The organism is Mycobacterium sp. Panama NTM2 (assembly GCF_054355555.1).
Genome location: NZ_CM135953.1, coordinates 5,138,866 through 5,160,029, shown reverse-complemented (window position 1 = coordinate 5,160,029; position 21,164 = coordinate 5,138,866). Strand labels below are relative to the sequence as shown.

Annotated in this window: 21 protein-coding genes; 11 read left to right on the top strand and 10 right to left on the bottom strand. The window is 69.3% G+C overall.

Going from position 1 to position 21,164, the window contains the following annotated elements:
- Positions 1 to 2 precede the first annotated feature (2 nt).
- Complete coding sequence (locus ACXYX3_RS24745) at positions 3 to 761, bottom strand: CPBP family intramembrane glutamic endopeptidase (RefSeq protein ID WP_458609397.1); 759 nt, start codon at positions 759 to 761, stop codon at positions 3 to 5.
- A gap of 46 nt (positions 762 to 807) precedes the next feature.
- Complete coding sequence (locus tag ACXYX3_RS24740) at positions 808 to 1,596, bottom strand: DUF2470 domain-containing protein (RefSeq protein ID WP_458609396.1); 789 nt, start codon at positions 1,594 to 1,596, stop codon at positions 808 to 810.
- Positions 1,597 to 1,702: 106 nt separating this feature from the next.
- On the opposite strand from ACXYX3_RS24740, the gene pheA reads away from it, so the two are divergent.
- Together pheA and ACXYX3_RS24730 are read left to right on the top strand one after the other, a co-directional pair.
- Entirely contained in the window at positions 1,703 to 2,620 is a 918-nt protein-coding gene (gene pheA / locus ACXYX3_RS24735; protein WP_458609395.1) for a prephenate dehydratase, read from the top strand.
- A complete protein-coding gene (locus ACXYX3_RS24730) occupies positions 2,617 to 3,315 on the top strand; it encodes a histidine phosphatase family protein (RefSeq protein ID WP_241204838.1) in 699 nt (232 codons plus the stop codon). Before pheA ends, ACXYX3_RS24730 begins: the two co-directional genes overlap by 4 nt.
- Here the strand turns inward: ACXYX3_RS24730 and ACXYX3_RS24725 are convergent.
- The 3 genes from ACXYX3_RS24725 to ACXYX3_RS24715 are packed head-to-tail and all read right to left on the bottom strand — an operon-like array spanning position 3,295 to position 5,308.
- Positions 3,295 to 3,507 (bottom strand): hypothetical protein, encoded by a 213-nt coding sequence (locus tag ACXYX3_RS24725; RefSeq protein WP_241204837.1) that lies wholly within the window; start codon positions 3,505 to 3,507, stop codon positions 3,295 to 3,297. The genes ACXYX3_RS24730 and ACXYX3_RS24725 overlap by 21 nt on opposite strands.
- A gap of 56 nt (positions 3,508 to 3,563) precedes the next feature.
- Positions 3,564 to 3,914, bottom strand: coding sequence for a metallopeptidase family protein (locus ACXYX3_RS24720; RefSeq protein WP_458609394.1), 351 nt, complete (start codon positions 3,912 to 3,914; stop codon positions 3,564 to 3,566).
- The gene (locus ACXYX3_RS24715; RefSeq protein ID WP_458609393.1) at positions 3,914 to 5,308 is read right to left on the bottom strand and encodes a septum formation family protein; all 1,395 of its coding nucleotides are present in this window, start codon (positions 5,306 to 5,308) and stop codon (positions 3,914 to 3,916) included. Before ACXYX3_RS24715 ends, ACXYX3_RS24720 begins: the two co-directional genes overlap by 1 nt.
- 94 nt (positions 5,309 to 5,402) lie before the next feature.
- Here ACXYX3_RS24715 and serS point away from each other — a divergent pair, with 94 nt between their 5' ends.
- Entirely contained in the window at positions 5,403 to 6,659 is a 1,257-nt protein-coding gene (gene serS / locus ACXYX3_RS24710; protein ID WP_458609392.1) for a serine--tRNA ligase, read from the top strand.
- Here the strand turns inward: serS and ACXYX3_RS24705 are convergent.
- From ACXYX3_RS24705 to ACXYX3_RS24695, 3 genes are read right to left on the bottom strand one after another with little or no spacing between them, the layout of a single operon-like run.
- The gene (locus tag ACXYX3_RS24705; RefSeq protein ID WP_241204833.1) at positions 6,656 to 7,000 is read right to left on the bottom strand and encodes a hypothetical protein; all 345 of its coding nucleotides are present in this window, start codon (positions 6,998 to 7,000) and stop codon (positions 6,656 to 6,658) included. The genes serS and ACXYX3_RS24705 overlap by 4 nt on opposite strands.
- Positions 6,997 to 8,559, bottom strand: coding sequence for a Rieske 2Fe-2S domain-containing protein (locus ACXYX3_RS24700; protein ID WP_458609391.1), 1,563 nt, complete (start codon positions 8,557 to 8,559; stop codon positions 6,997 to 6,999). Before ACXYX3_RS24700 ends, ACXYX3_RS24705 begins: the two co-directional genes overlap by 4 nt.
- A 37-nt stretch (positions 8,560 to 8,596) precedes the next feature.
- Entirely contained in the window at positions 8,597 to 9,289 is a 693-nt protein-coding gene (locus ACXYX3_RS24695; protein ID WP_458609390.1) for a phosphotransferase, read from the bottom strand.
- Between the two features lie 37 nt (positions 9,290 to 9,326).
- On the opposite strand from ACXYX3_RS24695, the gene ACXYX3_RS24690 reads away from it, so the two are divergent.
- The 3 genes from ACXYX3_RS24690 to ACXYX3_RS24680 are packed head-to-tail and all read left to right on the top strand — an operon-like array spanning position 9,327 to position 11,656.
- The gene (locus ACXYX3_RS24690; RefSeq protein ID WP_241204830.1) at positions 9,327 to 10,097 is read left to right on the top strand and encodes a lysophospholipid acyltransferase family protein; all 771 of its coding nucleotides are present in this window, start codon (positions 9,327 to 9,329) and stop codon (positions 10,095 to 10,097) included.
- 3 nt (positions 10,098 to 10,100) lie between these two features.
- Entirely contained in the window at positions 10,101 to 10,847 is a 747-nt protein-coding gene (locus ACXYX3_RS24685) for a lysophospholipid acyltransferase family protein (protein ID WP_458609389.1), read from the top strand.
- Positions 10,844 to 11,656 (top strand): HAD family hydrolase, encoded by an 813-nt coding sequence (locus ACXYX3_RS24680; RefSeq protein WP_458609388.1) that lies wholly within the window; start codon positions 10,844 to 10,846, stop codon positions 11,654 to 11,656. The genes ACXYX3_RS24685 and ACXYX3_RS24680 overlap by 4 nt, the downstream gene beginning before the upstream one ends.
- A 15-nt stretch (positions 11,657 to 11,671) precedes the next feature.
- Here the strand turns inward: ACXYX3_RS24680 and ACXYX3_RS24675 are convergent, their stop codons facing one another.
- On the bottom strand, positions 11,672 to 13,288 hold the full coding sequence (locus ACXYX3_RS24675; protein ID WP_458609387.1) for an N-acetylmuramoyl-L-alanine amidase: 1,617 nt from the start codon (positions 13,286 to 13,288) through the stop codon (positions 11,672 to 11,674).
- A 124-nt stretch (positions 13,289 to 13,412) separates the two neighbouring features.
- Positions 13,413 to 14,357 carry a hypothetical protein gene (locus tag ACXYX3_RS24670; protein ID WP_458609386.1) on the bottom strand — a complete coding sequence of 315 codons (945 nt, stop codon included), beginning with the start codon at positions 14,355 to 14,357 and terminating at the stop codon, positions 13,413 to 13,415.
- Positions 14,358 to 14,534: 177 nt separating this feature from the next.
- Here ACXYX3_RS24670 and glf point away from each other — a divergent pair, with 177 nt between their 5' ends.
- The 5 genes from glf to aftB are packed head-to-tail and all read left to right on the top strand — an operon-like array spanning position 14,535 to position 21,119.
- Entirely contained in the window at positions 14,535 to 15,752 is a 1,218-nt protein-coding gene (gene glf, locus ACXYX3_RS24665; RefSeq protein ID WP_458609385.1) for a UDP-galactopyranose mutase, read from the top strand.
- On the top strand, positions 15,749 to 17,701 hold the full coding sequence (locus ACXYX3_RS24660) for a glycosyltransferase (RefSeq protein ID WP_241204824.1): 1,953 nt from the start codon (positions 15,749 to 15,751) through the stop codon (positions 17,699 to 17,701). Before glf ends, ACXYX3_RS24660 begins: the two co-directional genes overlap by 4 nt.
- Complete coding sequence (locus tag ACXYX3_RS24655) at positions 17,694 to 18,221, top strand: phosphatase PAP2 family protein (protein ID WP_458609384.1); 528 nt, start codon at positions 17,694 to 17,696, stop codon at positions 18,219 to 18,221. The genes ACXYX3_RS24660 and ACXYX3_RS24655 overlap by 8 nt, the downstream gene beginning before the upstream one ends.
- Positions 18,218 to 19,144 (top strand): decaprenyl-phosphate phosphoribosyltransferase, encoded by a 927-nt coding sequence (locus tag ACXYX3_RS24650; protein ID WP_241204822.1) that lies wholly within the window; start codon positions 18,218 to 18,220, stop codon positions 19,142 to 19,144. The genes ACXYX3_RS24655 and ACXYX3_RS24650 overlap by 4 nt, the downstream gene beginning before the upstream one ends.
- Complete coding sequence (aftB, locus tag ACXYX3_RS24645) at positions 19,122 to 21,119, top strand: terminal beta-(1->2)-arabinofuranosyltransferase (RefSeq protein WP_458609383.1); 1,998 nt, start codon at positions 19,122 to 19,124, stop codon at positions 21,117 to 21,119. Before ACXYX3_RS24650 ends, aftB begins: the two co-directional genes overlap by 23 nt.
- Positions 21,120 to 21,164 lie beyond the last annotated feature (45 nt).

Here is a 21,164-nt window from a genome sequence, read left to right as displayed (position 1 = left end):
ACCTACTGCAACCAGGTCAATCGGCCGGCCAGCAAGGAGTACCCGACGAAGGCGACCGCGTCGATCAGCGTGTGGGCGACGATGAGTGGCCACAGCCGTCCCGTGCGCTGCCACGCGTATCCGAACACCACTCCCATGGCGACGTTGCCGAGTCCGGCTCCGAAACCCTGATAGAGGTGGTAGATCCCGCGCAGCAGGCTCGACAGGGCCAGCGCGACCCACGGGTTGACCTGCAGTTGGCGCAGCCGGGTCAGCAGGAAGCCGACGACCACGACCTCCTCGGCCCACCCGTTGCCGAATGACAGCAGTAGCAGCACCGGGATGCGCCACCAGGTGTCGTTGAGTTCGGCGGGCTCGACCGAGGCGTTGACCCCGAGGACACGGGCCAGCTGGTAGAGCGCCAACCCGGGTATGCCGATCACCAGGGCCAGCCCGACGCCGCCGAGAAAGTCTGTGCGCCACCGGAATCGGGCGAGGCCGATGCGTGCGGGGCTGTCGCCGGCGCGCCACAGGAGATACAGCGCGAGGCCGCCCCAGGCCAGCAGCTGGAACAGTCCGGCGAGGTTGAGACCGAGGTCGATCAGGCTGAACGGCGACCGGCGTGGGTTCAGCGCCACTGTCTGACCCGACAGGCCCAGCAGGACGGCTTCGATCAGACGCAGCAGCGCGGTGTATCCGCTCAACCCGAAGGTGACGGCGAGGACCACCGCGATCTCGATGCGCAGGGCGCGACGCTGCGCATCGGTCGGCGGTTCGCTCACCGCAGCTACGGTAGCGGTGTGCCGGGGCCTGTCGATCAGGCGCGCGTCAGACGCGGCGGGCGCGCAGCCCGTTCAGGAACGGGCAACCCATCAGGATCCGGATCGCCCGGCTCAGCCCGGTCACGTCGTCGACGGGATGCGGGAACGGCAGCCGGACATCGTGGTCGCCGTCGGTCGACTCGACGCGCAGCGCGACGCCGTAGCGATCGAGTCCGAGTGGACGCACACGGCCGTTGCGCAGGGCCCCGGGCAGTCGGCTGGCCAATCGGTCGACGACGTCGCGGTGCTCGGCGTCCAGGTGTTGCAGCCAGGCCGATTCCATCGCACAGAACGGGTCGGGCAGTGCGCCGAGCAGGCTCGCGACCGAGATGGCCTCGGCGCCGGTGGAATCCGCCGCGACCACGGACTCGATCTCCAGACGCATGAGCGCATCCTCGCCCTCGACGCTGTTCACCTCCAGCAGGGCGGGGTGGGGATTCGCGGCGGCGATCAGGTCGAGCAGGGCGGGCACCTCGCGGTCGGGCACGGTCCACAACCGGCCCTGTATCCACACCAGCGACCGGACCGGTTCGCGCAGCGGCAGCGGCGCGTAGTCGGTCAACTCGAGCACTGCCTGCACACCCGCGGCGCCGGACGTGGCGGCTGTCGCGGCCAGTGCGCTCGCGGCGGGAACGGTCAGGGCGACCGACCCGTCGCAGAGCAGGTGCACCACCGGGGTGGGTGTCGGGTCGAGCCCGTCGGTGGCGACCATCGCTGCGGTAGCGCGTGCACAGGCGCTACGGATCCGCTCGGCGGTCGTCGGTGTCTGGATCGGTGTCTGTGGTGGTCCCTGCACTGTCGCCTCCTGAGTTAGGTGAGGCTAACTTAAACACAAGTATGGCGCGACGCAAGGCTTTATGCCGTCGACCAGCACAAGTGCACCCACCCGATAGGCTGACCCCGTGTCCCGCATCGCGTACCTCGGCCCTGAGGGAACGTTCACCGAGGCGGCACTTCGCACCCTCGACGCGGACCGCCTGATTCCCGCGCCGGGCCCCGTCACCCGGGTCGCCACCGACAGCACATCCGCCGCGGTGGCCGCCGTACGCTCCGGCGACGCCGACTTCGCCTGCGTTCCGATCGAGAACTCCATCGACGGGTCCGTGCTGCCGACGCTCGACAGTCTCGCCGACGGCCCGCCGGTGCAGATCTACGCCGAACTCACCCTCGACGTGGCGTTCACGATCGCGGTACGACCCGGCGTCCCCGCCGCGTCGGTGCGCACCGTGTCGGCGTTCCCGATCGCCACCGCCCAGGTCAAGGGGTGGCTGGCCGCCAACCTGCCCGGCGTGAGCGTGCTGCCGGCCCACTCCAACGCGGCGGCCGCCGCCGAAGTCGCCGCCTGCCGCGCCGACGCGGCAGTCACGACCGCGCTGGCCACCGAGCGGTACAGCTTGGACGCGCTGGCCACCGACGTCGTCGACGAACCGAACGCCAGGACCCGCTTCGTCCTCGTGGGAGCACCCGCCGCACCGCCGGCGCGCACCGGGGCCGATCGGACGTCGGTGGTGCTCCGGCTGGCGAATGTGCCGGGCTCGCTCGCGATGGCCATGACCGAACTCGCGATCCGCGACATCGACCTGACCCGCATCGAGTCCCGGCCCACCCGCACCGAGCTGGGCACCTACATGTTCTTCCTCGACTTCGTCGGCCACATCGACGACGCCCCGGTCGCCGAAGCGCTGCGCGCACTCCATCGCCGCTGCGCCGACGTGCGCTACCTGGGGTCCTGGCCCACCGGCGAGCCGGCAGGCACCCCACCCCCGTCGACCGACGAGGCGACGACGTGGCTGACACGACTGCGCGAGGGCCGGACGTGAGCGGGCGCCTCGTGCTGGTGAGGCACGGACAGACGCACAGCAACGTGGCGCGGCGGCTCGACACCCGCCCGCCGGGCGCCCACCTGACCGATCTGGGCCGTGACCAGGCTCGCCGCTTCGCGAGCACGCTGGCCGCGCAGCCCGGTCTCATCGCGCACTCCGTTGCGACCCGCGCCGTCCAGACCGCCGGCGAGATCAGCAGGGTGCTCGGTGCGGCCCACGCGCTCGCGGAGGTCGACGGCATCCACGAGGTGCAGGTCGGCGACCTGGAAGACCGGAGCGACGAGGCCGCCCACGAGGAGTTCACGGCGATCTACCGGCGCTGGCACGACGGGGAGCTCGGTGTCGCGCTGCCGGGCGGCGAAACAGGTCATCAGGTTCTCGACCGCTACGTTCCGGTGCTCGACGACCTGCGCACGCGCTACCTCGACGACGACACCTGGCACAGCGACATCGTCGTCGTCAGCCACGGCGCCGCCATCCGGCTGGTGGCCGCCGTGCTCGCCGGCGTCGACAGCACCTTTGCGATCGACCATCACCTCGCCAACACCGAGACGGTGGTGCTCGCGCCCGTCACAGACGGACGCTGGAACTGCCTGCAGTGGGGCGCGCTGACGCCGCCGTTCGGCCCGGACGCCGCGGCGGTGACGACCGTCGGCGACGGTGCCGCGGCGTCAGCCGACCCGATGGGCTGACACCACCGCCACCCGGCCATCCTCCTGGTCGCACGCGCAGCCGACCGCATCGCAATCGAGGTGCATGTCGTGGGCGGCGGGCGGGGTGAGGCAACCGTCCTCGGTGCACTCCTCCCGCCGATAAGCGTGGTGGATCAGCGCACCGTGGCAGTGCTCGAGACCCGCCGCGCAGGCACGGCACTGTTCGCTCATGGTCTGTTCTTAGCACTCATCGCCGACACGATCGGGTTGCCGCGCTCGAGTACTGCTCAGCCCCAGCCGAGTTCGTGCAGACGCTCGTCGTCGATGCCGAAATGGTGGGCGATCTCGTGGATCACGGTGATGGCGACCTCGTCGACCACCTCGGCGTCGGTGTGGCAGATGTCGAGCAGCGCATCGCGATAGATCGTGATGGTGTCGGGCAGCGCACCGGCATACCAGGAGTCGCGCTCGGTGAGCGCCACGCCCTCGTAGAGCCCCAGCAACTCGGGCTCGTCGGGATTGCGGTCGGCAACCAGGATGACCACGTTGTCGATCGCCGCGGCCAGCTCGGCCGGGAGCAGGTCGAGCGCGTCACCGACCAGCTCGTCGAACCGCTGCGGACTCATCCGCACGGCCATCAGGGGCCGGGCGGCGGAAGTGGTGCGGCCGGGGGTGGTACCGGCTCCGCCGGCGCCGGCGCGGCCGGAGGCGCCTGCTCGGCGGGCGGCAACGCCACCTCGGCGGGGGGTGCGGGCGGCGGGGGTGGTGGGCCGCCCAGGAACGTGTTGCCCTGCCCCGGTACCGGATCGGGCGCGGGCGCCTGCTGGGTGGGCGTCGGTGCGGCCGTCGTCGCCAGCTGCGGCATGTGCTGGGTCTGCTGGCTGCTGTCGGAGGATTGCGACGACTGGGAGCCCGAACCGGAGCTGGAGCTGGAGCTGCTGGACTGCGACGACGTGTCCGGCACCGAAGGCACCTCGATCGGCGGCAGGTTCAGGCGCTCCTCGGGGATGTCCGGCGGCGGCACCGGCGGCTGCCCATTGATCATCAGCGGACCCTTGGCACTGTTGAGCAGTGTCGACCAGCCGCCGTTACCCAGCGTGGCGCCGATGCTGCACGACACCTGCCGGCTGCCCGCCGACCAACTGGGCAGCGAGACCGTGCTGTAGATCAGCGTCAGCGTGGTGTTCCGCAATTGGATGGGGGCCAGGTAGGCGTCGGTCATCTTGGTGCAGGTGTCCTTGATGAACGTGTCCTGCTCGGCTTCCGGTGGCAGCGCGCCCGGGAACTTCTCGGCCAAATTCACCGCACCGGTGACCTCCATCGCGTGCGGGGCGGCGCAGTCGACGGGGATGTCGGTGGGCTGGTTGGTGGTCGGGTCGATGCCCAGGCAGGTGCCGGCGGGCCACACCTTGGACTGGTCGATGTCGGCGACCTTGCCGGTGAAGGCCAGCTGCTGGTTGTTCGGGCCGGGCAGCTGCAGGCCGCAGAGCATGCGCCGCTCCCCGGACTGCTTCCAGGCCTTGTCGCCGGACCAGAGCATGCTGATCGTGAACTTGCTGTTGGGGTCGTACTTCGCGCCGAGGTACCGCCGGACGGCGGCCGTGCACTGCTCCTGGCTGATCTGCTGGATGCGTGCGGCCGAGGGTGGCGCGGCGTCGGGTCCGTACTCGCTGCCCGGGAACGTGCGCATGTCGACCGACTCCGCCACCTCGAAGCGGTGCTCGGCGGTGCAGTCCACGACCTCGGCGGCGTCGGGGGTGCGTTCCGGCCAGGTCAGGCAATCGCCGCTCTTGGCGTGGTCGAACGTGTCGTTGCCGCGGGGGCCCAGCGAGATCGAGTTCGCGGTGAGGCCGCCGGCCGGATCGGTCTGCGGCAGCGCGGTGATGACACCGGCGATCAGCAGGCCACCCAGGGCCGTCAGCAGCAGGGCGCGGCGCGTTCCCTCGGCCTGCAGGCTGTGCCACCAGCGTGGCGAGCGCGGCTCCGGACCGGCGGGCGGCGGCTCAGGTGGGTTCGAGGACGACGAGAACATCGCCCACCATTGTGGCAGGCGTGTCAGGTGCTGTGACAAGTGATGCAGCTGTAACGTTATGCGGCTGACGCTGCGGCCCGTAGGGTTGCGCGATGTGATCGACCTGAAAGTGCTGCGAGAAAACCCTGACGCGGTGCGGGCATCCCAGCGGGCGCGGGGGGAAGATCCCGGCCTCGTCGACGCCCTGGCCGACGCCGATGCCGCCCGACGTGCCGCCATCTCGGAAGCGGACACCTTGCGCGCCGAACAGAAAACGGCCAGCAAGGCGGTGGGGAAGGCCTCCCCTGACGAACGCCCCGTGCTACTGGCGGCGGCCAAGGAACTCGCCGACCGGGTGCGGGCCGCCGAGGCGGCTCAGGCCGAGGCCGAGCGGGCCTTCACCGCGGCGCACATGGCGATCGCCAATGTCGTCATCGACGGCGTGCCTGCGGGCGGCGAGGACGCCTTCGTGGTGCTCGACACGGTCGGCGAACCACCCGTCCTGGAGAACCCGAAGGATCACCTGGATCTCGGCGAGTCGCTGGGATTGATCGACATGGACCGCGGCGCCAAGGTGTCGGGGTCCCGGTTCTACTTCCTCACCGGGTACGGCGCCCTGTTGCAGCTGGCGTTGTTCCAGCTCGCCGTGCGCACCGCCACCGAGAACGGGTTCACGCTGATGATCCCGCCGGTGCTGGTGCGCCCGGAGATCATGGCAGGCACGGGGTTCCTCGGTGCCCACGCCGACGAGGTGTACCACCTCGCCGACGACGACCTCTATCTCGTCGGCACGTCCGAGGTGCCGCTGGCCGGCTACCACTCCGATGAGATCCTCGACCTGTCGAACGGTCCCCGCCGATACGCCGGCTGGTCGTCGTGCTTTCGGCGTGAGGCGGGCAGCTACGGCAAGGACACTCGCGGCATCATCCGCGTGCACCAGTTCGACAAGATCGAGGGCTTCGTCTACTGCAAGCCCGCCGACGCCGAGGCAGAGCACGAGCGCCTGCTGGGCTGGCAGCGTCAGATGCTCGCCCACATCGAGGTGCCCTACCGCGTGATCGACATCGCCGCGGGCGACCTCGGCTCCTCGGCAGCCCGCAAATTCGATTGCGAGGCATGGGTTCCCACGCAGCAGACCTACCGCGAGCTGACGTCGACCTCGAACTGCACGACGTTCCAGGCTCGTCGCCTGGCGGTGCGCTACCGAGACGACAACGGCAAGCCGCAGACCGCCGCCACGCTGAACGGAACGCTGGCCACCACACGCTGGCTGGTCGCCATTCTGGAGAACCACCAGCAACCCGACGGCAGCGTGCGGGTACCCCAGGCGCTGGTGCCCTATCTCGGGGTCGAGGTGCTCACCCCGAATTAGCGATCGTTCAGCAGCTTGTCGAGCAGGTCGACGAACGCGTTCGGGTGTACGGGCGTACAGGCAGGCCGCGGGAAGGCGCCGCGCACGTCGAGGACGACCAGCGTGGACTTGAGCGGCCGGTTCACGTCCAGGGGCAGCCAATGCCGGAAGTCGGTGCCCCACAGCCGAAATCGCGACATGAACAGCCCCAGCGGGCTGACCTGGTAGCCGCGGATGTCACGCAGCGGGATGATCTTCGAGGTGCCCGACGGAAAGTGGTAGCGGCGCAACGTCAGTGCTTCGCGGTCGAGCTGGATGAGCCCGTCGTCGTAGAACGGGCTCGCGGGGGCGCCGAGGCTCACAGCTTCTGCGACCTCAGCTCGTGGCCCTTGGTGGTCAGGCACCGGCCGTTCTCGAGGTTCCATTGCCAACCGTGCAGATTGCACGTCAGCGTGGTTCCCTCCACCACACCGAACTTCGACAGATCAGCCTTCAGATGGGGACAGCGGCGCTGAATCTCCCACCCGTCCAGCGTGATCGACGCGGTGTCGTCGTGGGCCTCGGCGAACCAGCCGTCGGCGTAGGCGATGCGCTCGTCGGTCAGGCATTTGAAGAACGTGTACAGGTACTCGTTGTACCCACCGACCCGCCAGGCGCGGAACCGGGTGGACAGGAAGATCGTGTTCACCCAGTCCGGTTCCCGGTCACGAACGACCGTCCGCACCAGCTCGGCGGGAATCTCGAAGCCGTAGCGGAACTTCTCGTCCGGGATCGGTTCCCGCACAGCGCGTTTGGGGAAGTCGAGCACCACTGTTTCTCGATGGTCCCGGGACTCCAGCCGCAGCTCGACGGGATAGCCGATACCGTCGCAGATCTGGTCGGAGGCCGACATGATCGGCTCGAACAGGTCCCGCAGGGGCTCGAGCAGCGACTCGCCCGCCGCCGGCGCCCAGGAGGCCTTCTCGGCGGCCAGCACCGGGGCCATCCGCTCGGCGTACGCCGCGATGTAGTCGGCCTTGCCGGTGGTGAAGATCGCCCGGACCTCGTCGTCGGGCAACGGGTGGTGCAGCGAATCCAGCGCGGAGCCCGTGAAAGTCGCCGTCGAACCGGGAATCATCAACAGCCCGCCGGTGTGCCCGTGGGCGGCCATCTGATCCAGGAACACCACCTGGTCGGGGAAGATGTTCGCCGGGTCGCCGTGGTCGTCGTTGAGGTCACGCAGTTCGGGGTCCAGGAAACACGGCGGACCCGCCGATGGCACCACCCATGTGGCGCCGACCTGCGCGATGTACTGCCGGCACCGGTCCATCTGTCGCTGACGCTTCTGCACCCCGAATGCGTGCTTTGCCCGGTCGGGCATGTCGTAGACCATCGGGTACCAGATCGCCCCCGAGTACTGGAGCATGTGAACGTCGACCTGACCGAAATCGGCGGCCAGCACGTCGAGGTCGACCGGGCGGGCGTCGTTCATGTTGAACGCCACCGTCTCACCGTCGGAGACCACCAGGCCGGAGTCGCCGATGGGGCCGTCCGCGGGGGCCCGCAGGGCGATGATCATCACGTCGAGGTCGCCCTTGGGACCGCTGACGCGGTGTTTCACCGAATTGGTGGTCTCGAAGAACCGGTGGAAGCCGAGCTTCTCCAGCTCGCGGCGCAGATCCGGGACGGGGTAATCCGGCAGCAGCACCACGGCGTCCTTGCGGACGTGATCGCGCAGGATCACGGGGTCGAAGTGGTCCTTGTGCAGATGCGAGACGTAGAGGTAGTCGACGTCGCCCAGCGCGGTCCAGTCCAAGCCGCTGTTGTCCGGGAACGGGAACCAGGAGGCGAAGTAGGCCGGGGTCACCCACGGATCACACAGGATGCTCCCGGCCGTGGTGTCGATGCGAAAGCCGGCGTGCCCGACACTGGTGACCTGCACGAATACCCCTCTGACGACTGCTTGCTCGGCTGCCAGCTTAGCCCGGCCGCGCGGGCTCGTCGTTCCACCGGTGCCGGTAGAACGCGATGCGTTCGGCGTCCGGTGCCGCCCCGTAGGCACCGAGCAGCACCGCCTCCCACTCGCCGCCCGGATAGTTCCAGTCCAGCGACATCGTGGCGATGGCGAGGTCGGCCCAGCGGTCGGCGATGCCGAGGTCGCCGAGGTCGACGTGGCCGGCGAACGAGCCGTCGTCAGCCATCAGAGTGTTGGGGGCGCAGGCGTCGCCGTGGCACACCACGAGCCGTTCGGGTGGGGGAGCGCCCTCGCCGATCCAGGACGGCGCGCCGAACGGACAGTCGACCACCGGCAGGGCGTCGTGCAGCGCGCGCAGCCCGGCGCCGATCGCGCGGGCAGCATCGGCGGGTCGGCCGGTCCACTGCGCGTCGACGGCCGAGCGACCGGGCAGGGCCGCGGTGTGCAACCAGCCGCGACCGCTGTCCAGCACCTCGGGCACGGTCGCGTGGCGACGAGCCCATGCCAGCCGCACCGCCTCGTCGACGAGCAGGTGGGCCACCGGTTCCGGGTAGGTTTTGACGTACTCGGCCGGAGGACGGCCGACGGCGAACGTGACCCCGCCCAGGTCGTTCACCCACACCGCGGTCACCGGCCGCCCGCCCGCGACCCGGGACACGACGGCCGGGACGGGCATCGATCGGCTCGGCGTACTCACGGCGAGGCCCACTGTGCCACGCACTACGCTGGCGCCTGTGGAACCGGTATACGGCACTGTCATCCAGCTCGCCCGGCTCGTCTGGCGCGCGCAGGGCCTGACCTTCACCGTCACCGGCGTCGAGAACCTGCCCCGCACCGGCGGTGCGGTGATCGCGATCAACCACACCAGCTACTTCGACTTCACCTTCGCCGGGCTGCCCGCCTACCAGCAGCACCTGGGCCGCAAGGTCCGGTTCATGGCCAAGAAGGAGGTCTTCGACCACAAGGTCACCGGGCCGATCATGCGCAGCCTGCGCCACATCGCGGTCGACCGGGACAGCGGCGCGGCGTCGTATGCCGAGGCGGTGCAGAAGCTCTCCGACGGCGAGTTCGTCGGTGTCTACCCCGAGGCCACGATCAGCCGCAGCTTCGAGATCAAGGACTTCAAATCCGGCGCGGCCCGGATGGCGATCGACGCGGGTGTGCCGATCGTGCCGCACATCGTGTGGGGCGCTCAGCGAATCTGGACCAAGGGCCACCCGAAGAAGATGTGGCGACCCAAGGTGCCGATCTCGGTGGCGGTGGGCGCTCCCATCCCTCCGACGTTGCCCGCGGCCGAATTGACCGCGCTGCTGCATTCGCGCATGCAGCACCTGCTGACCGAGGTGCAGGACGCGTACGGGCCGCATCCTCCCGGTGAGTTCTGGGTGCCGCATCGCCTGGGCGGCGGTGCGCCGACCCTGGCCGAGGCCAACCGGATGGACGCCGAGGAGGCGGCCGCCAAGGCCGCCCGCCGGGCGGGGCCGTCAGCCGAGGCACCGGGATAAGCCGTGGAGCCGGTCTTCCGCTCGCTCGAGATCGCGGCGACGCTGTTGGTCCGGGCCACCGGAACGACGATCACCTTCCGCGGGTTGGAGAACATGCCCACCTCGGGCGGGGCGGTCATCGCGATCAACCACACCAGCTACGTCGACTGGCTGCCTGCCGCGCTGGCTGCCATGCACCGGGGTCGCCGGATGCGGTTCATGATCAAGGCCGAGATGAACGAGGTGAAGGTGGTCGCCTATCTGATCAAGCACACCAAGACCATTCCGGTGGATCGCACGGCCGGCGCGCAAGCCTACGTCCATGCCGTCGAGGCGCTGCGGGCCGGGGAGATCGTCGGGGTCTACCCCGAGGCCACCATCAGCCGCAGCTTCGAGCTCAAGGAGTTCAAGAGTGGGGCCGCCCGCATGGCGCGTGAGGCACAGGTGCCGATCGTGCCGCTGATCGTCTGGGGTGCGCAGCGGATCTGGACCAAGGACCAACCACGAGCGTTGGGCCGCAAGAAGATTCCGGTCACCGTAGCGGTGGGCGAACCGATCGTCCCTGACGTCGGTGTCGATGAACTCAGCGGCCGGATGCGGGAGGCGATGACCGCGTTGCTGCACGACGCGCAACAGGGGTACCCGGCCCCGGCCGGGGCGGCGTGGTTACCGCGCCGGCTCGGTGGAAGCGCGCCCACCCCGGTCGAAGCCGCCCGGCGCGAAGAAGAGGAGCTCGCCGCGCGGGCCCGCAAGCGGAAAGGATCGGCGTGACGCCCGAACTCGTGGCGACAGATGTCGACGGCACCCTGCTCGACGAGGACGAAACGGTCAGCCCGCGCACCCGCGAGGCGGTCCGCGCCGTCGTCGATTCCGGCGCGCGGTTCGTGCTCGCCACGGGCAGGCCGCCGCGCTGGATCACCCCGATCGTCGATCAGTTGGGTTTCGCGCCGATGGCGGTGTGCGCGAACGGCGCGGTGATCTACGACCCGTCCGTGGATCGAATCGTCAGCGCGCGCACCCTGTCTGCCGACCAACTCGCACAGCTCGCCGAGATCGCTGCGCGAGTGATTCCCGGCGCCGGTCTGGCGGTCGAACGGGTGGGCAGATCCGCCCATGACGCCGCGACCCCGCAGTTCGTCAGTTCTCCGGGTTACGAACACGCGTGGCTCAACCCGGACAACACGGAGGTGTCGCTGGCGGATCTGCTCAGCGCGCCGGCGGTGAAGCTGCTGATCCGCAAGGCGGGGGCGCGCAGTGCCGACATGGCCGCGGCCCTGATCGAGCATGTCGGTGGGGCCGGCGACATCACGTACTCCACGAACAACGGCCTGATCGAGATCGTCCCCACCGGGATCAGCAAGGCAACCGGGATCGCGGAATTGAGTGCGCCGCTCGGCATCGACGCCGCGCAGATCGTCACGTTCGGTGACATGCCCAACGATGTGCCGATGCTGGCGTGGGCGGGGCTGGGAGTCGCGATGGGCAACGCGCATCCGGACGCGGTCGCGGCCGCGGACGAGGTGACGGCGACCAACGCCGAGGATGGCGTCGCGCGGGTGCTGGAGCGGTTCTGGGGCTGACCGACTCGGGTTCGGTCAGGCCGGGTTGATCGGGGGCGTGAATCGCTCGAGCTGCACGGGGTTGTCGACCCGGCGGGTCAGCTCGACCGGGATGCCGTCGGTCACGCGGGTGACGGTGCCCTTCTCCCGATCGAAGTTGAGCGTCCCGTGTTGGAAGTTCTGCACGATCCACTGCGGTTCGGCGATCTCGGCGCTGGTCGGCAGGCCGAGGGCGCCTCGCTCGAATCCCAATGTGCCCCAGGCGTTGTAGAGCTCGCCGGTGATCGGTTCGGCACCCGTCGTGGGGGACCAGTAGATGGCGCCGTGTTCGAAGGTGGCATACCGGGTGGCGCCCTCTCCGGACGCTTCGGGTGAGGTGGGCTTGCCGAGGTAGCTGCGCACCGCGCCCAACTTCTCCCACGTGTCGAAGATCGCGCCGCCCCGCAGTTGTTCGATCAACAGGTCGGCCCCGGGTGGCTCGTTGAATGCTGCTGCCATCTCCCGGATCTGACCCATGAGCGCGTAGGCGGCGTTGCCCGGGCACTCGGTGTTGCCGACGTCGCGGTGGGTGAAGATGGTCGGCAGCGTCGGTGACGAGCCGAACGGGAACTTGGTGAATGCTCCGCCTTCGGACGGCAGCACCACCGTGCCCCGCGGATCGACCCCGGCCTGGCCAAGCACCCAGCCGAGAAGTCGTGCCGTGGTGCGCAATTGGATGGGCGTGGGAGGCACGTCGGTGAAGTTGCCGAGCATCGCCACGCCCCAGGTGTTGTGGTTGAACCCACCGGTGTGGCTGCCCTCGACCGGCCGGGTCATACCGCCGGCGCGGCCCTCGAACACCTGCCCGTACTTGTCGACCAACGCGTTGTAGGCGATGTCGCACCAGCCCAGGGTGCGGGTGTGGTACTCGTAGATCGAGCGGACGATCCCCGCGGAATCCTGTGGTGTGTAGTCGTTGCTCCCCGCCGAGTGGTGCACCACTCCGGCCTGGATCTTGCTGTCGTAGCGCGGTTCTCCGCAGCGCATCGATTCGTCGGCGCCCCAGGCGGCGCGGTTGATGATGCTCGGCGGTTGCCCCGGCGGGGTGGCGGCGTTGGGCAGGGGAAGCAGATCGACCGGTGCCTGAGGCGGGCTGATCAGGACGGCGTTGATGTTCTCCCCGAAGGGTTGCTCGACGGTGGCAGGGATGTAGCCCAGGCCCGGGCGTGGCTCCTGCGCGGGGCCCGCAGGTCCGGTGACGGGAGCGTCGGGCGGGCGGGTCACCTCGATCTGAACCGTCGTGGTGCGTCCGACGAACACGGGTTCGGTGCCGCGCGGGGCGGCGTGACTGCTCGGGCCCACACCCTCGAGCGCCTCGGCGTCGTACCAGGGTCCCCAGCTGCCGTCGGACTTCTTCGCTCGGACGCGTGCAGTGGTGCCCGTCAGGTCACCAGAGGTCAGCGCGACCATCGAGAACGGGGTGTCCTGATGGATCTCGCGGACGGTGCGGCCCCCGCCGATCTCTGCCAGCGGCTGCGACGCCATCTGCGGAGCGGCGATCGCGGGGGCGGGTGACGGACCGGCGGCGACGATTGCGCGCACCAGCAGCGCGGTGAGTAACACCGTCCCCGCCAGCGCGGCGATCAGTGTCGACCTCGGACGACGACACAGCACGGGCTGATGTTACGTATGTGTCAGCTGTTACTGGTGTTCCGACACGCGGACGCGCCGACGGCACCGCAGAGCACGTGGCTTCTACGGTGCCGTCGTCGTGGGTGGTCTTCGGTCGTGGGCGGTACTAGCCGGCGTCGAGCGCCGCCTCTGCGGCGCCCAGCCCGGCCTGAGCCGGGGCGGCCGCGGCGCTGGCGGCATCTGCTGCTGCCGCGGGGGCTGCGGCAGCCGCTGCCGCCGGGGGCTTGACCGCCGACATGATCGCCGGCATCAACACGCCCTTGAGCAGGTCGATGGCCTCGCCCGCGCCGAGGGAGTTGGCAGCGCTGGTCAGATCACCGAGCAGGCCGCCGCTGCTGGACGCCACCGGCTGGGTGGCGGCCAGGGACGGGTCGCCGAGGATCGGGTAGCCCGCGCCCAGCGCCGGATCGAGGCCGATGGGCGCCGAGATCGGCACCTCGCCCGCGCCGAGTCCCGCCGTCGAGATCGGGGCCGCGCCCAGGACGGGGTCGGTCAGCGCCGGCGGCGTGCTGAGGCCCGGCGTGGTGAGCCCGGCCGGCGTGGTCAGCGACGGTGTGGTCAACGCCGGGGTCGTCAGGCCCGGGGTGGTCAGCCCGGGCGCGCTCAGGGCCGGATCCGTGAGAGACGGTGTGGTGAGACCGGGTGAGCTCAGGGCCGGGTCGGCCAGGGACGGGGTGGCGCCGATCGGGCTGGTCAGCGCGGGGTTCGCCAGCCCGGGGTCGGTGAGCGACGGCGCGCCGAGGCCGGTGCCCAGGCCCGTGCCCAGTCCAGGGGTCAGGGTGGTCGGCGACGTGGCGCCGGTGCCGGTCAGCAGGCCCGTGGGCAGCGGCGGCAGGTTGATCCCGAACTGCGAAAGCCCCTGCGACAGAGCGGAGATCAACTCACCGGGCAGGTCGGTGATGGTGGCGGCCTGGCGGAACTCGCGATGCTGCGGCTGCGTGGACGGCGAGGTCAGCTGGGTGGTGGCGACAACTGCAACGGGACCTGCGACGGCCAGAGCGGCGACTGTGCTCAGGGCTGTCGAGAGCCGGCGGCGACGTCGGTTCGGCACGGAAGTCTCCTCAATACATGGACTACAGGCGGTAGATCGCGGATCGGTGCTACGCGATCGATGATACTGATGTGACTGGTGGGACCAGAGTGACGATATGGAATCGTGAGCTAATCGCGACCTGCGCCGCTGCGCCACCGCGGGGCGGGCACCCGCCGTCAGATACCCTTGCTGCCGATGTTCTCCTCTGATTCCCGCTCACCCGATGGTGCCTTCGACCTTTATGTCGTCGGCTCCGGGTTCTTCGGCCTGACGATCGCCGAGCGGGCGGCCACCCAGCTCGACAAGCGGGTTCTGGTCCTCGAACGGCGCTCGCACCTCGGCGGCAACGCGTACTCCGAACCCGAGCCGCAGACCGGTATCGAGGTGCACCGCTATGGCGCGCACCTCTTCCACACCAGCAACCAGCGGGTGTGGGACTACGTGCGGCAGTTCACCGAGTTCACCGGCTACCAGCACCGCGTCTTCGCGCTGCACAACGGCCAGGCCTACCAGTTCCCGATGGGGCTGGGGCTGGTCAGCCAGTTCTTCGGCCGCTACTTCACCCCTGACGAGGCACGGGCCTTGATCGCCGAGCAGGCGGGCGAGATCGAGACCGCGGACGCGCAGAACCTCGAGGAGAAGGCCATCTCGCTGATCGGCCGTCCGCTGTACGAGGCGTTCGTCAAGGACTACACCGCCAAGCAGTGGCAGACCGATCCGAAGGAACTGCCCGCCTCGACGATCAATCGGCTGCCGGTGCGCTACACCTTCGACAACCGCTACTTCAACGACACCTACGAGGGTCTCCCGGTCGACGGTTACACCGCGTGGCTGGAGAACATGGCCGCCGACGAGCGCATCGAGGTGCGCCTGGACACCGACTGGTTCGACGTGCGCGACGAGTTGCGGGCGGCCAACCCCGATGCTCCGGTGGTCTACACCGGCCCGCTGGACCGCTACTTCGACTACAGCGAGGGCCGGCTGGGCTGGCGCACGCTGGACTTCGACCTCGAGGTCCTGCCCACCGGGGATTTCCAGGGCACCCCGGTGATGAACTACAACGACGCGGACGTGCCGTTCACCCGCATCCACGAGTTCCGGCACTTCCATCCCGAGCGGGCGTACCCCGAAGACAAGACGGTGATCATGCGGGAGTACTCCCGCTTCGCCGAGGCCGACGACGAGCCCTACTACCCGATCAACACAGAGTCCGATCGCGCTCTGCTGGCTGCCTACCGGACCCGAGCCAAGGCCGAGACCGCAACGGCCAACGTGCTTTTCGGCGGACGACTGGGCACCTACCAGTACCTGGACATGCACATGGCGATCGCCAGCGCGCTCAACATGTACGACAACACGCTGGCGCCGCATCTGCGTGACGGTGCGCCGCTGGTCGAGGAGACAGACACATGACAACCAGCGACATCCCGTCCGGCGCGCTCGCGCCGGGTCAGTCCGCGGCGGTGAGCCCGCTGGCCCGGGTGATCCTGCCGCGTCCCGGTGAGCCGCTCGACGTGCGCAAGCTCTACATCGAGGAGTCGGACACCAACGCCCGGCGTGCGCACGCTCCGACCCGCACGACGCTGGAGATCGGCACCGAATCCGAGGTGTCGTTCGCGACGTACTTCAACGCGTTCCCGGCCAGCTACTGGCGACGCTGGTCGGTGCTGGACTGCGTCGTGCTGCGCGTGGAGCTCACGGGCAGCGCCCGCGTGGACGTCTACCGGTCGAAGGCGACCGGTGCGCGCATCACCGTCGGTGGTGCACCCGTGGTGAGCGTCTCCGACGACGAGCCTGCGGTCGCGGAATTCGAGATCGACCTCACCCCGTTCGAGGACGGCGGCTGGATCTGGTTCGACATCACCACCGACTCCCCGACGACGCTGCACCACGCGGGCTGGTACGCGCCGATCCCGGCGCCCGGACGGGCGAACGTGGCCGTCGGTATCCCGACGTTCAACCGGCCCTCGGACTGCGTCAGCGCCCTGGCGGCGTTGACGTCCGACCCGCTGGTCGACGAGGTGATCAGCGCCGTCATCGTGTCCGACCAGGGCACCAAGAAGGCCAAGGACCATCCCGGTTTCGCTGAGGCCGCCGCGGCGCTGGGTGACCGGCTCTCGATCCACAACCAGCCCAATCTCGGAGGCTCGGGCGGCTACAGCCGCGTGATGTACGAGGCGCTGAAGAACACCGACTGCGAACAGATCCTGTTCATGGACGACGACATCCGGATCGAGCCCGACTCGATCCTGCGCGCCCTTGCGATGAATCGGTTCGCCAAGGTGCCCACCCTCGTCGGCGGCCAGATGCTCAACCTGCAGGAGCCCAGCCACCTGCACGTCATGGGTGAGATGGTCGACTCCGAGAACTTCATGTGGACCGGTGCGGTCAACACCGAGTACGACCACAACTTCGCGAAGTATCCACTGAACGACGAGGACGAGCCTCGCAGCCGGCTGCTGCACCGACGCATCGACGTCGACTACAACGGTTGGTGGATGTGCATGATCCCGCGCCAGGTCGCCGAGGAACTGGGCCAGCCGCTGCCGCTGTTCATCAAGTGGGACGACGCCGACTACGGCCTGCGCGCCGGTGAGCACGGATACCCGACGGTGACGCTGCCCGGCGCGGCGATCTGGCACATGGCGTGGAGCGACAAGGACGACGCGATCGACTGGCAGGCGTACTTCCACCTGCGCAACCGGTTGATCGTGGCGGCCCTGCACTGGGACGGCAACATTCGCGGCCTGCTGCGCAGCCACCTCAAAGCGACGCTGAAACATCTCCTCTGCCTTGAGTATTCGACCGTCGCGATTCAGAACAAGGCGATGGACGATTTCCTCGCCGGCCCCGAGCGGCTCTTCTCGATCCTGGAGTCGTCGCTGCCCGAGGTCCGCGCGATGCGTCAGGAGTATCCGGACGCGGTGGTCCTGCCCAGCGCCACCACGCTGCCGACCCCGTCGGACAAGCGCTGGCGCAAGAAGGTGGAGATCCCGACGAACCCGCTGGCGATCTCGCTGCGGCTGAGCCGCGGCGTGGTGCACCAGCTCAAGCCCCACGATCCCGAACACCATCAGCGTCCCCAGGTCAACGTCGCCACCCAGGACGCGCGGTGGTTCTCGCTGTGCAACGTCGACGGCGTCACCGTGACCACCGCCGACGGCCGCGGCGTGGTGTATCGCCAGCGAGACCGCGAGAAGATGTTCGAGCTGCTGCGCGAGTCGCTCAAACGGCAGGCGCTGATCGCCCGCAAGTTCACCAAGATGCGCAAGGCGTACCGCTCCGCGCTGCCGATGCTGACCAGCACACAGAAGTGGGAGAGCGTGCTGCTGGACACAATCCCCGAGACCGGCCGTGTCTGAGCCGCCGCGCGGCGAGGATGCCGCGCTGGTGGCGGTGCAGTCGACGATGGCGCATCGCCCGGGCGTGCTGCCGGGGGCGCGGGCCCTGTCGCATTTCGGCGAGCACGGCCTCGGCTGGCTCGCCGTCGCCGCGCTCGGTGCCTGGCTCGTGCCGGCTCGGCGACGCCAGTACGTGACCGCCGGCGTCGGCGCGTTCGCCGCACACGCCGCCGCGGTCCTGATCAAGCGCGTGGTGCGTCGTGCGCGTCCGCACCACCCGGCGATCGCGGTCAACGTCGGCACCCCGAGTCGGTTGAGCTTCCCGTCGGCGCATGCCACGTCGACCGCCGCGGCAGCGGTGCTGCTCGCCCGCCCGACCGGCCTGCCGCTGCCCGCGCTGCTGATCCCGCCGATGGCGTTGTCGCGCTTGGTCCTCGGCGTGCACTATCCGAGCGACGTCATCGCCGGGGTCGCCGTCGGCACCGCCGTCGCCGGCGTGGTCGCCAGGGCCGCCGATGCGCTCGAAGGAGGATCGCGATGAGTACATCCCAGGTTCGCGAGACGGGATCGTCGGCGGGGCCGCCCAAGAACCTGCCGGCCGGGGTCATCAAAGCGATCCGGCCGCGGCAGTGGGTGAAGAACCTGCTCGTGCTGGCCGCCCCGATCGCGGCGTTCGGCGGCACGGTCCGCTACGACTACGACGTGATGGCGATCAACATCGTGATCGCGTTCGTGGCGTTCTCGTTGGCGGCGTCGTGCATCTACCTGGTCAACGATTCGCGCGACGTCGAGGCCGACCGCGCGCATCCGACCAAGAGGTTCCGGCCCATCGCCGCCGGAGTGGTTCCCGAGTGGCTGGCCTACACCCTCGCGGTTGTCCTCGGTGTGGCCTCGCTGGCCATCTCGCTGCTCGCCTCGCCGAACCTCGCCGTGGTGATCGCCGTCTACATCGCGATGCAGTTGGCCTACTGTTTCGGCCTCAAACATCAAGCGGTGCTGGACATCTGCATCGTCTCCTCGGCCTACCTGATCCGTGCGATCGCCGGCGGCGCCGCCGCGGGTATCCCACTGTCGCAGTGGTTCTTGCTGGTCATGACGTTCGGGTCCCTGTTCATGGTGGCCGGCAAGCGCTATGCGGAACTGCAATTGGCCGAACGCACCGGCGCCAAGATCCGCAAGTCGCTGGAGAGCTACACCGCGTCGTACCTGAGGTTCGTGTGGACCGTGGCGGCCACGGCGATGGTGGTCTGCTACAGCCTGTGGGCCTTCGAGCGCGACGGTGCCAACGCCTCGTGGTACGCGATCACGATCATTCCCATCACCATCGCGATCCTGCGCTATGCCGTCGACGTCGACGGAGGGCTGGCCGGCGAACCCGAGGAGATCGCGCTGAAGGATCGGGTTCTGCAGCTGCTGCTGCTGGCGTGGATCGGGACCATCGGTGCCGCAATCTTCTTCAGCTGAGCGGATCACCACCGCGGCGGCGGACCGGCTGAACCGGTGGCCCGCCTTCCCGTACCACGCCTGGGTGCGGATCAGTCTGTGGGTCAGCGTGGCCACGGTCGTGGCGCTCTTCGGGTGGGGCGCCTGGCAGCGGCGCTGGATCGCGGACGACGGCCTGATCGTGCTCCGGACGGTGCGAAACCTGTTGGCGGGCAACGGTCCGGTGTTCAACGCCGGTGAGCGGGTGGAGGCCAACACCTCCACCGCGTGGTCCTATCTGGTGACCCTCGGCGGGTTCATCGCCGGATCGGCGCGCCTCGAGTACGTGGCGCTGGTCCTGGCTCTGGTCCTCAGCCTGCTGGGCGTGGCCCTGCTGATGCTGGGCACCGCGCGTCTGTACGCCCCCGGCCTCGGCGGGCGGCGCGCGATCTTCCTGCCCGCGGGCGCGCTGGTCTACATCGCGGTTCCGCCGGCACGTGACTTCGCCACCTCCGGGCTCGAAAACGGTTTGGTGCTGGCTTATCTCGGGCTCCTGTGGTGGATGATGGTCTGCTGGTCGCAGGCCCCGCGCCGAGGCGGGGCATCCCGTGGATTCCAGATCACCCTCGCTGTCGTCGCGGGATTCTCGGTGCTGGTGCGTCCCGAGCTGGCACTGATCGGCGGCGTCGCGCTGGTGATGATGCTCGTCGCCACCACCGGCTGGGCGGCGCGGGTGGCTCTCGTCGTGGCCGGTGGTCTGATCCCGGTCGCCTATCAGATCTTTCGCATGGGCTACTACGGGTTGCTGGTTCCCGGGACCGCGTTGGCCAAGGATGCGTCGGGGGCGAAGTGGGACCAGGGCTTGGTCTACCTGGCCAACTTCAACCGGCCCTATCTGCTCTGGGCGCCTGCGATTCTGCTGATCGGGCTGGGCTTGATGGTGCTGCTGCTGCGCGGCCGGCCCCGATGGGCGCAGCGCACCCCGGCAGGCGACACCCGCAGAGAATCCGGCTGGATTGCGCGCGCGGTCCAGAGTCCGCCCGCGGTGGTGGCTTTCATGCTGATCTCCGGTGTCCTGCAAGCGGTCTACTGGATCCGGCAGGGTGGCGACTTCATGCACGGCCGGGTACTGCTGACGCCGATGTTCTGTCTGCTGGCCCCGGTGGCGGTGATCCCGCTGCTGCTGCCCGACCGCACCCGGATGGCGCGCGGCGCCGGCTACCTGTACGCCGGCGCGACTGCGGTGCTGTGGCTGGCCGTGGCGGGATGGGCGCTCTGGGCGGCCAATTCGCCGGGGCTGGGAGCCGACGCCACGCGGGTGACCTACAGCGGCATCGTCGACGAGCGCCGGTTCTACTCCCAGGCCACCGGGCACGCTCACCCGTTGACGGCGTCCGACTACCTGGACTATCCGCGGATGCGGGCGGTGCTGACCGCGATCGAGAACACGCCGGACGGGGCGCTCCTGCTTCCTTCGGGCAACTACGACCGCTGGGACGTCGTGCCCGCGCTTCCGCCCCCTCCGGAGGTCCGGGCAGCGGCCGCCGGCGGGTACGTCGGCCCGCACACCGTGTTCTTCACCAATCTCGGCATGCTCGGCATGAACGTCGGCCTCGACGTGCGCGTCATCGATCAGATCGGGTTGGCCAACCCGCTCGCCGCGCACACCGCGCGGCTGACCGACGGCCGCATCGGACACGACAAGAACCTGTTCCCGGATTGGGCGGTGGCCGAGGGGCCGTTCCTCAAGGAGCGACCGTGGATTCCGCCGTACCTGGACGAGGACTGGATCCGTCAGGCCGAGGCGGCGCTGAAATGCCCCGAGACCGAGAAGGTGCTCGACGCGATCCGCGCGCCGATGGGCATTCGCCGGTTCCTGTCCAACGTGGTGCACGCCGCGGAATACACCCGCTACCGCATCGACCGCGTGCCGCTCTACGAACTCGCCCGGTGCGGTCTGCCGATCCCGGAGCCGGTCGATCCGCCGTACACCGGGCTTCCCCCGACCGGGCCGTGAGCGTCCCGATTTGGCCCGGGGTCATGATGTCTGCTTTCGTAACGG

What these genes read in the sequence shown, in the direction of transcription:
- ACXYX3_RS24725 (WP_241204837.1), bottom strand. Translation starts at nt 3,507, where the DNA reads ATGAGCGAACAGTGCCGTGCCTGCGCGGCGGGTCTCGAGCACTGCCAC.
- ACXYX3_RS24720 (WP_458609394.1), bottom strand. Translation starts at nt 3,914, where the DNA reads ATGGCCGTGCGGATGAGTCCGCAGCGGTTCGACGAGCTGGTCGGTGAC.
- ACXYX3_RS24715 (WP_458609393.1), bottom strand. Translation starts at nt 5,308, where the DNA reads ATGTTCTCGTCGTCCTCGAACCCACCTGAGCCGCCGCCCGCCGGTCCG.
- glf (WP_458609385.1), top strand. Translation starts at nt 14,535, where the DNA reads ATGTTCTCCTCTGATTCCCGCTCACCCGATGGTGCCTTCGACCTTTAT.
- ACXYX3_RS24660 (WP_241204824.1), top strand. Translation starts at nt 15,749, where the DNA reads ATGACAACCAGCGACATCCCGTCCGGCGCGCTCGCGCCGGGTCAGTCC.
- ACXYX3_RS24650 (WP_241204822.1), top strand. Translation starts at nt 18,218, where the DNA reads ATGAGTACATCCCAGGTTCGCGAGACGGGATCGTCGGCGGGGCCGCCC.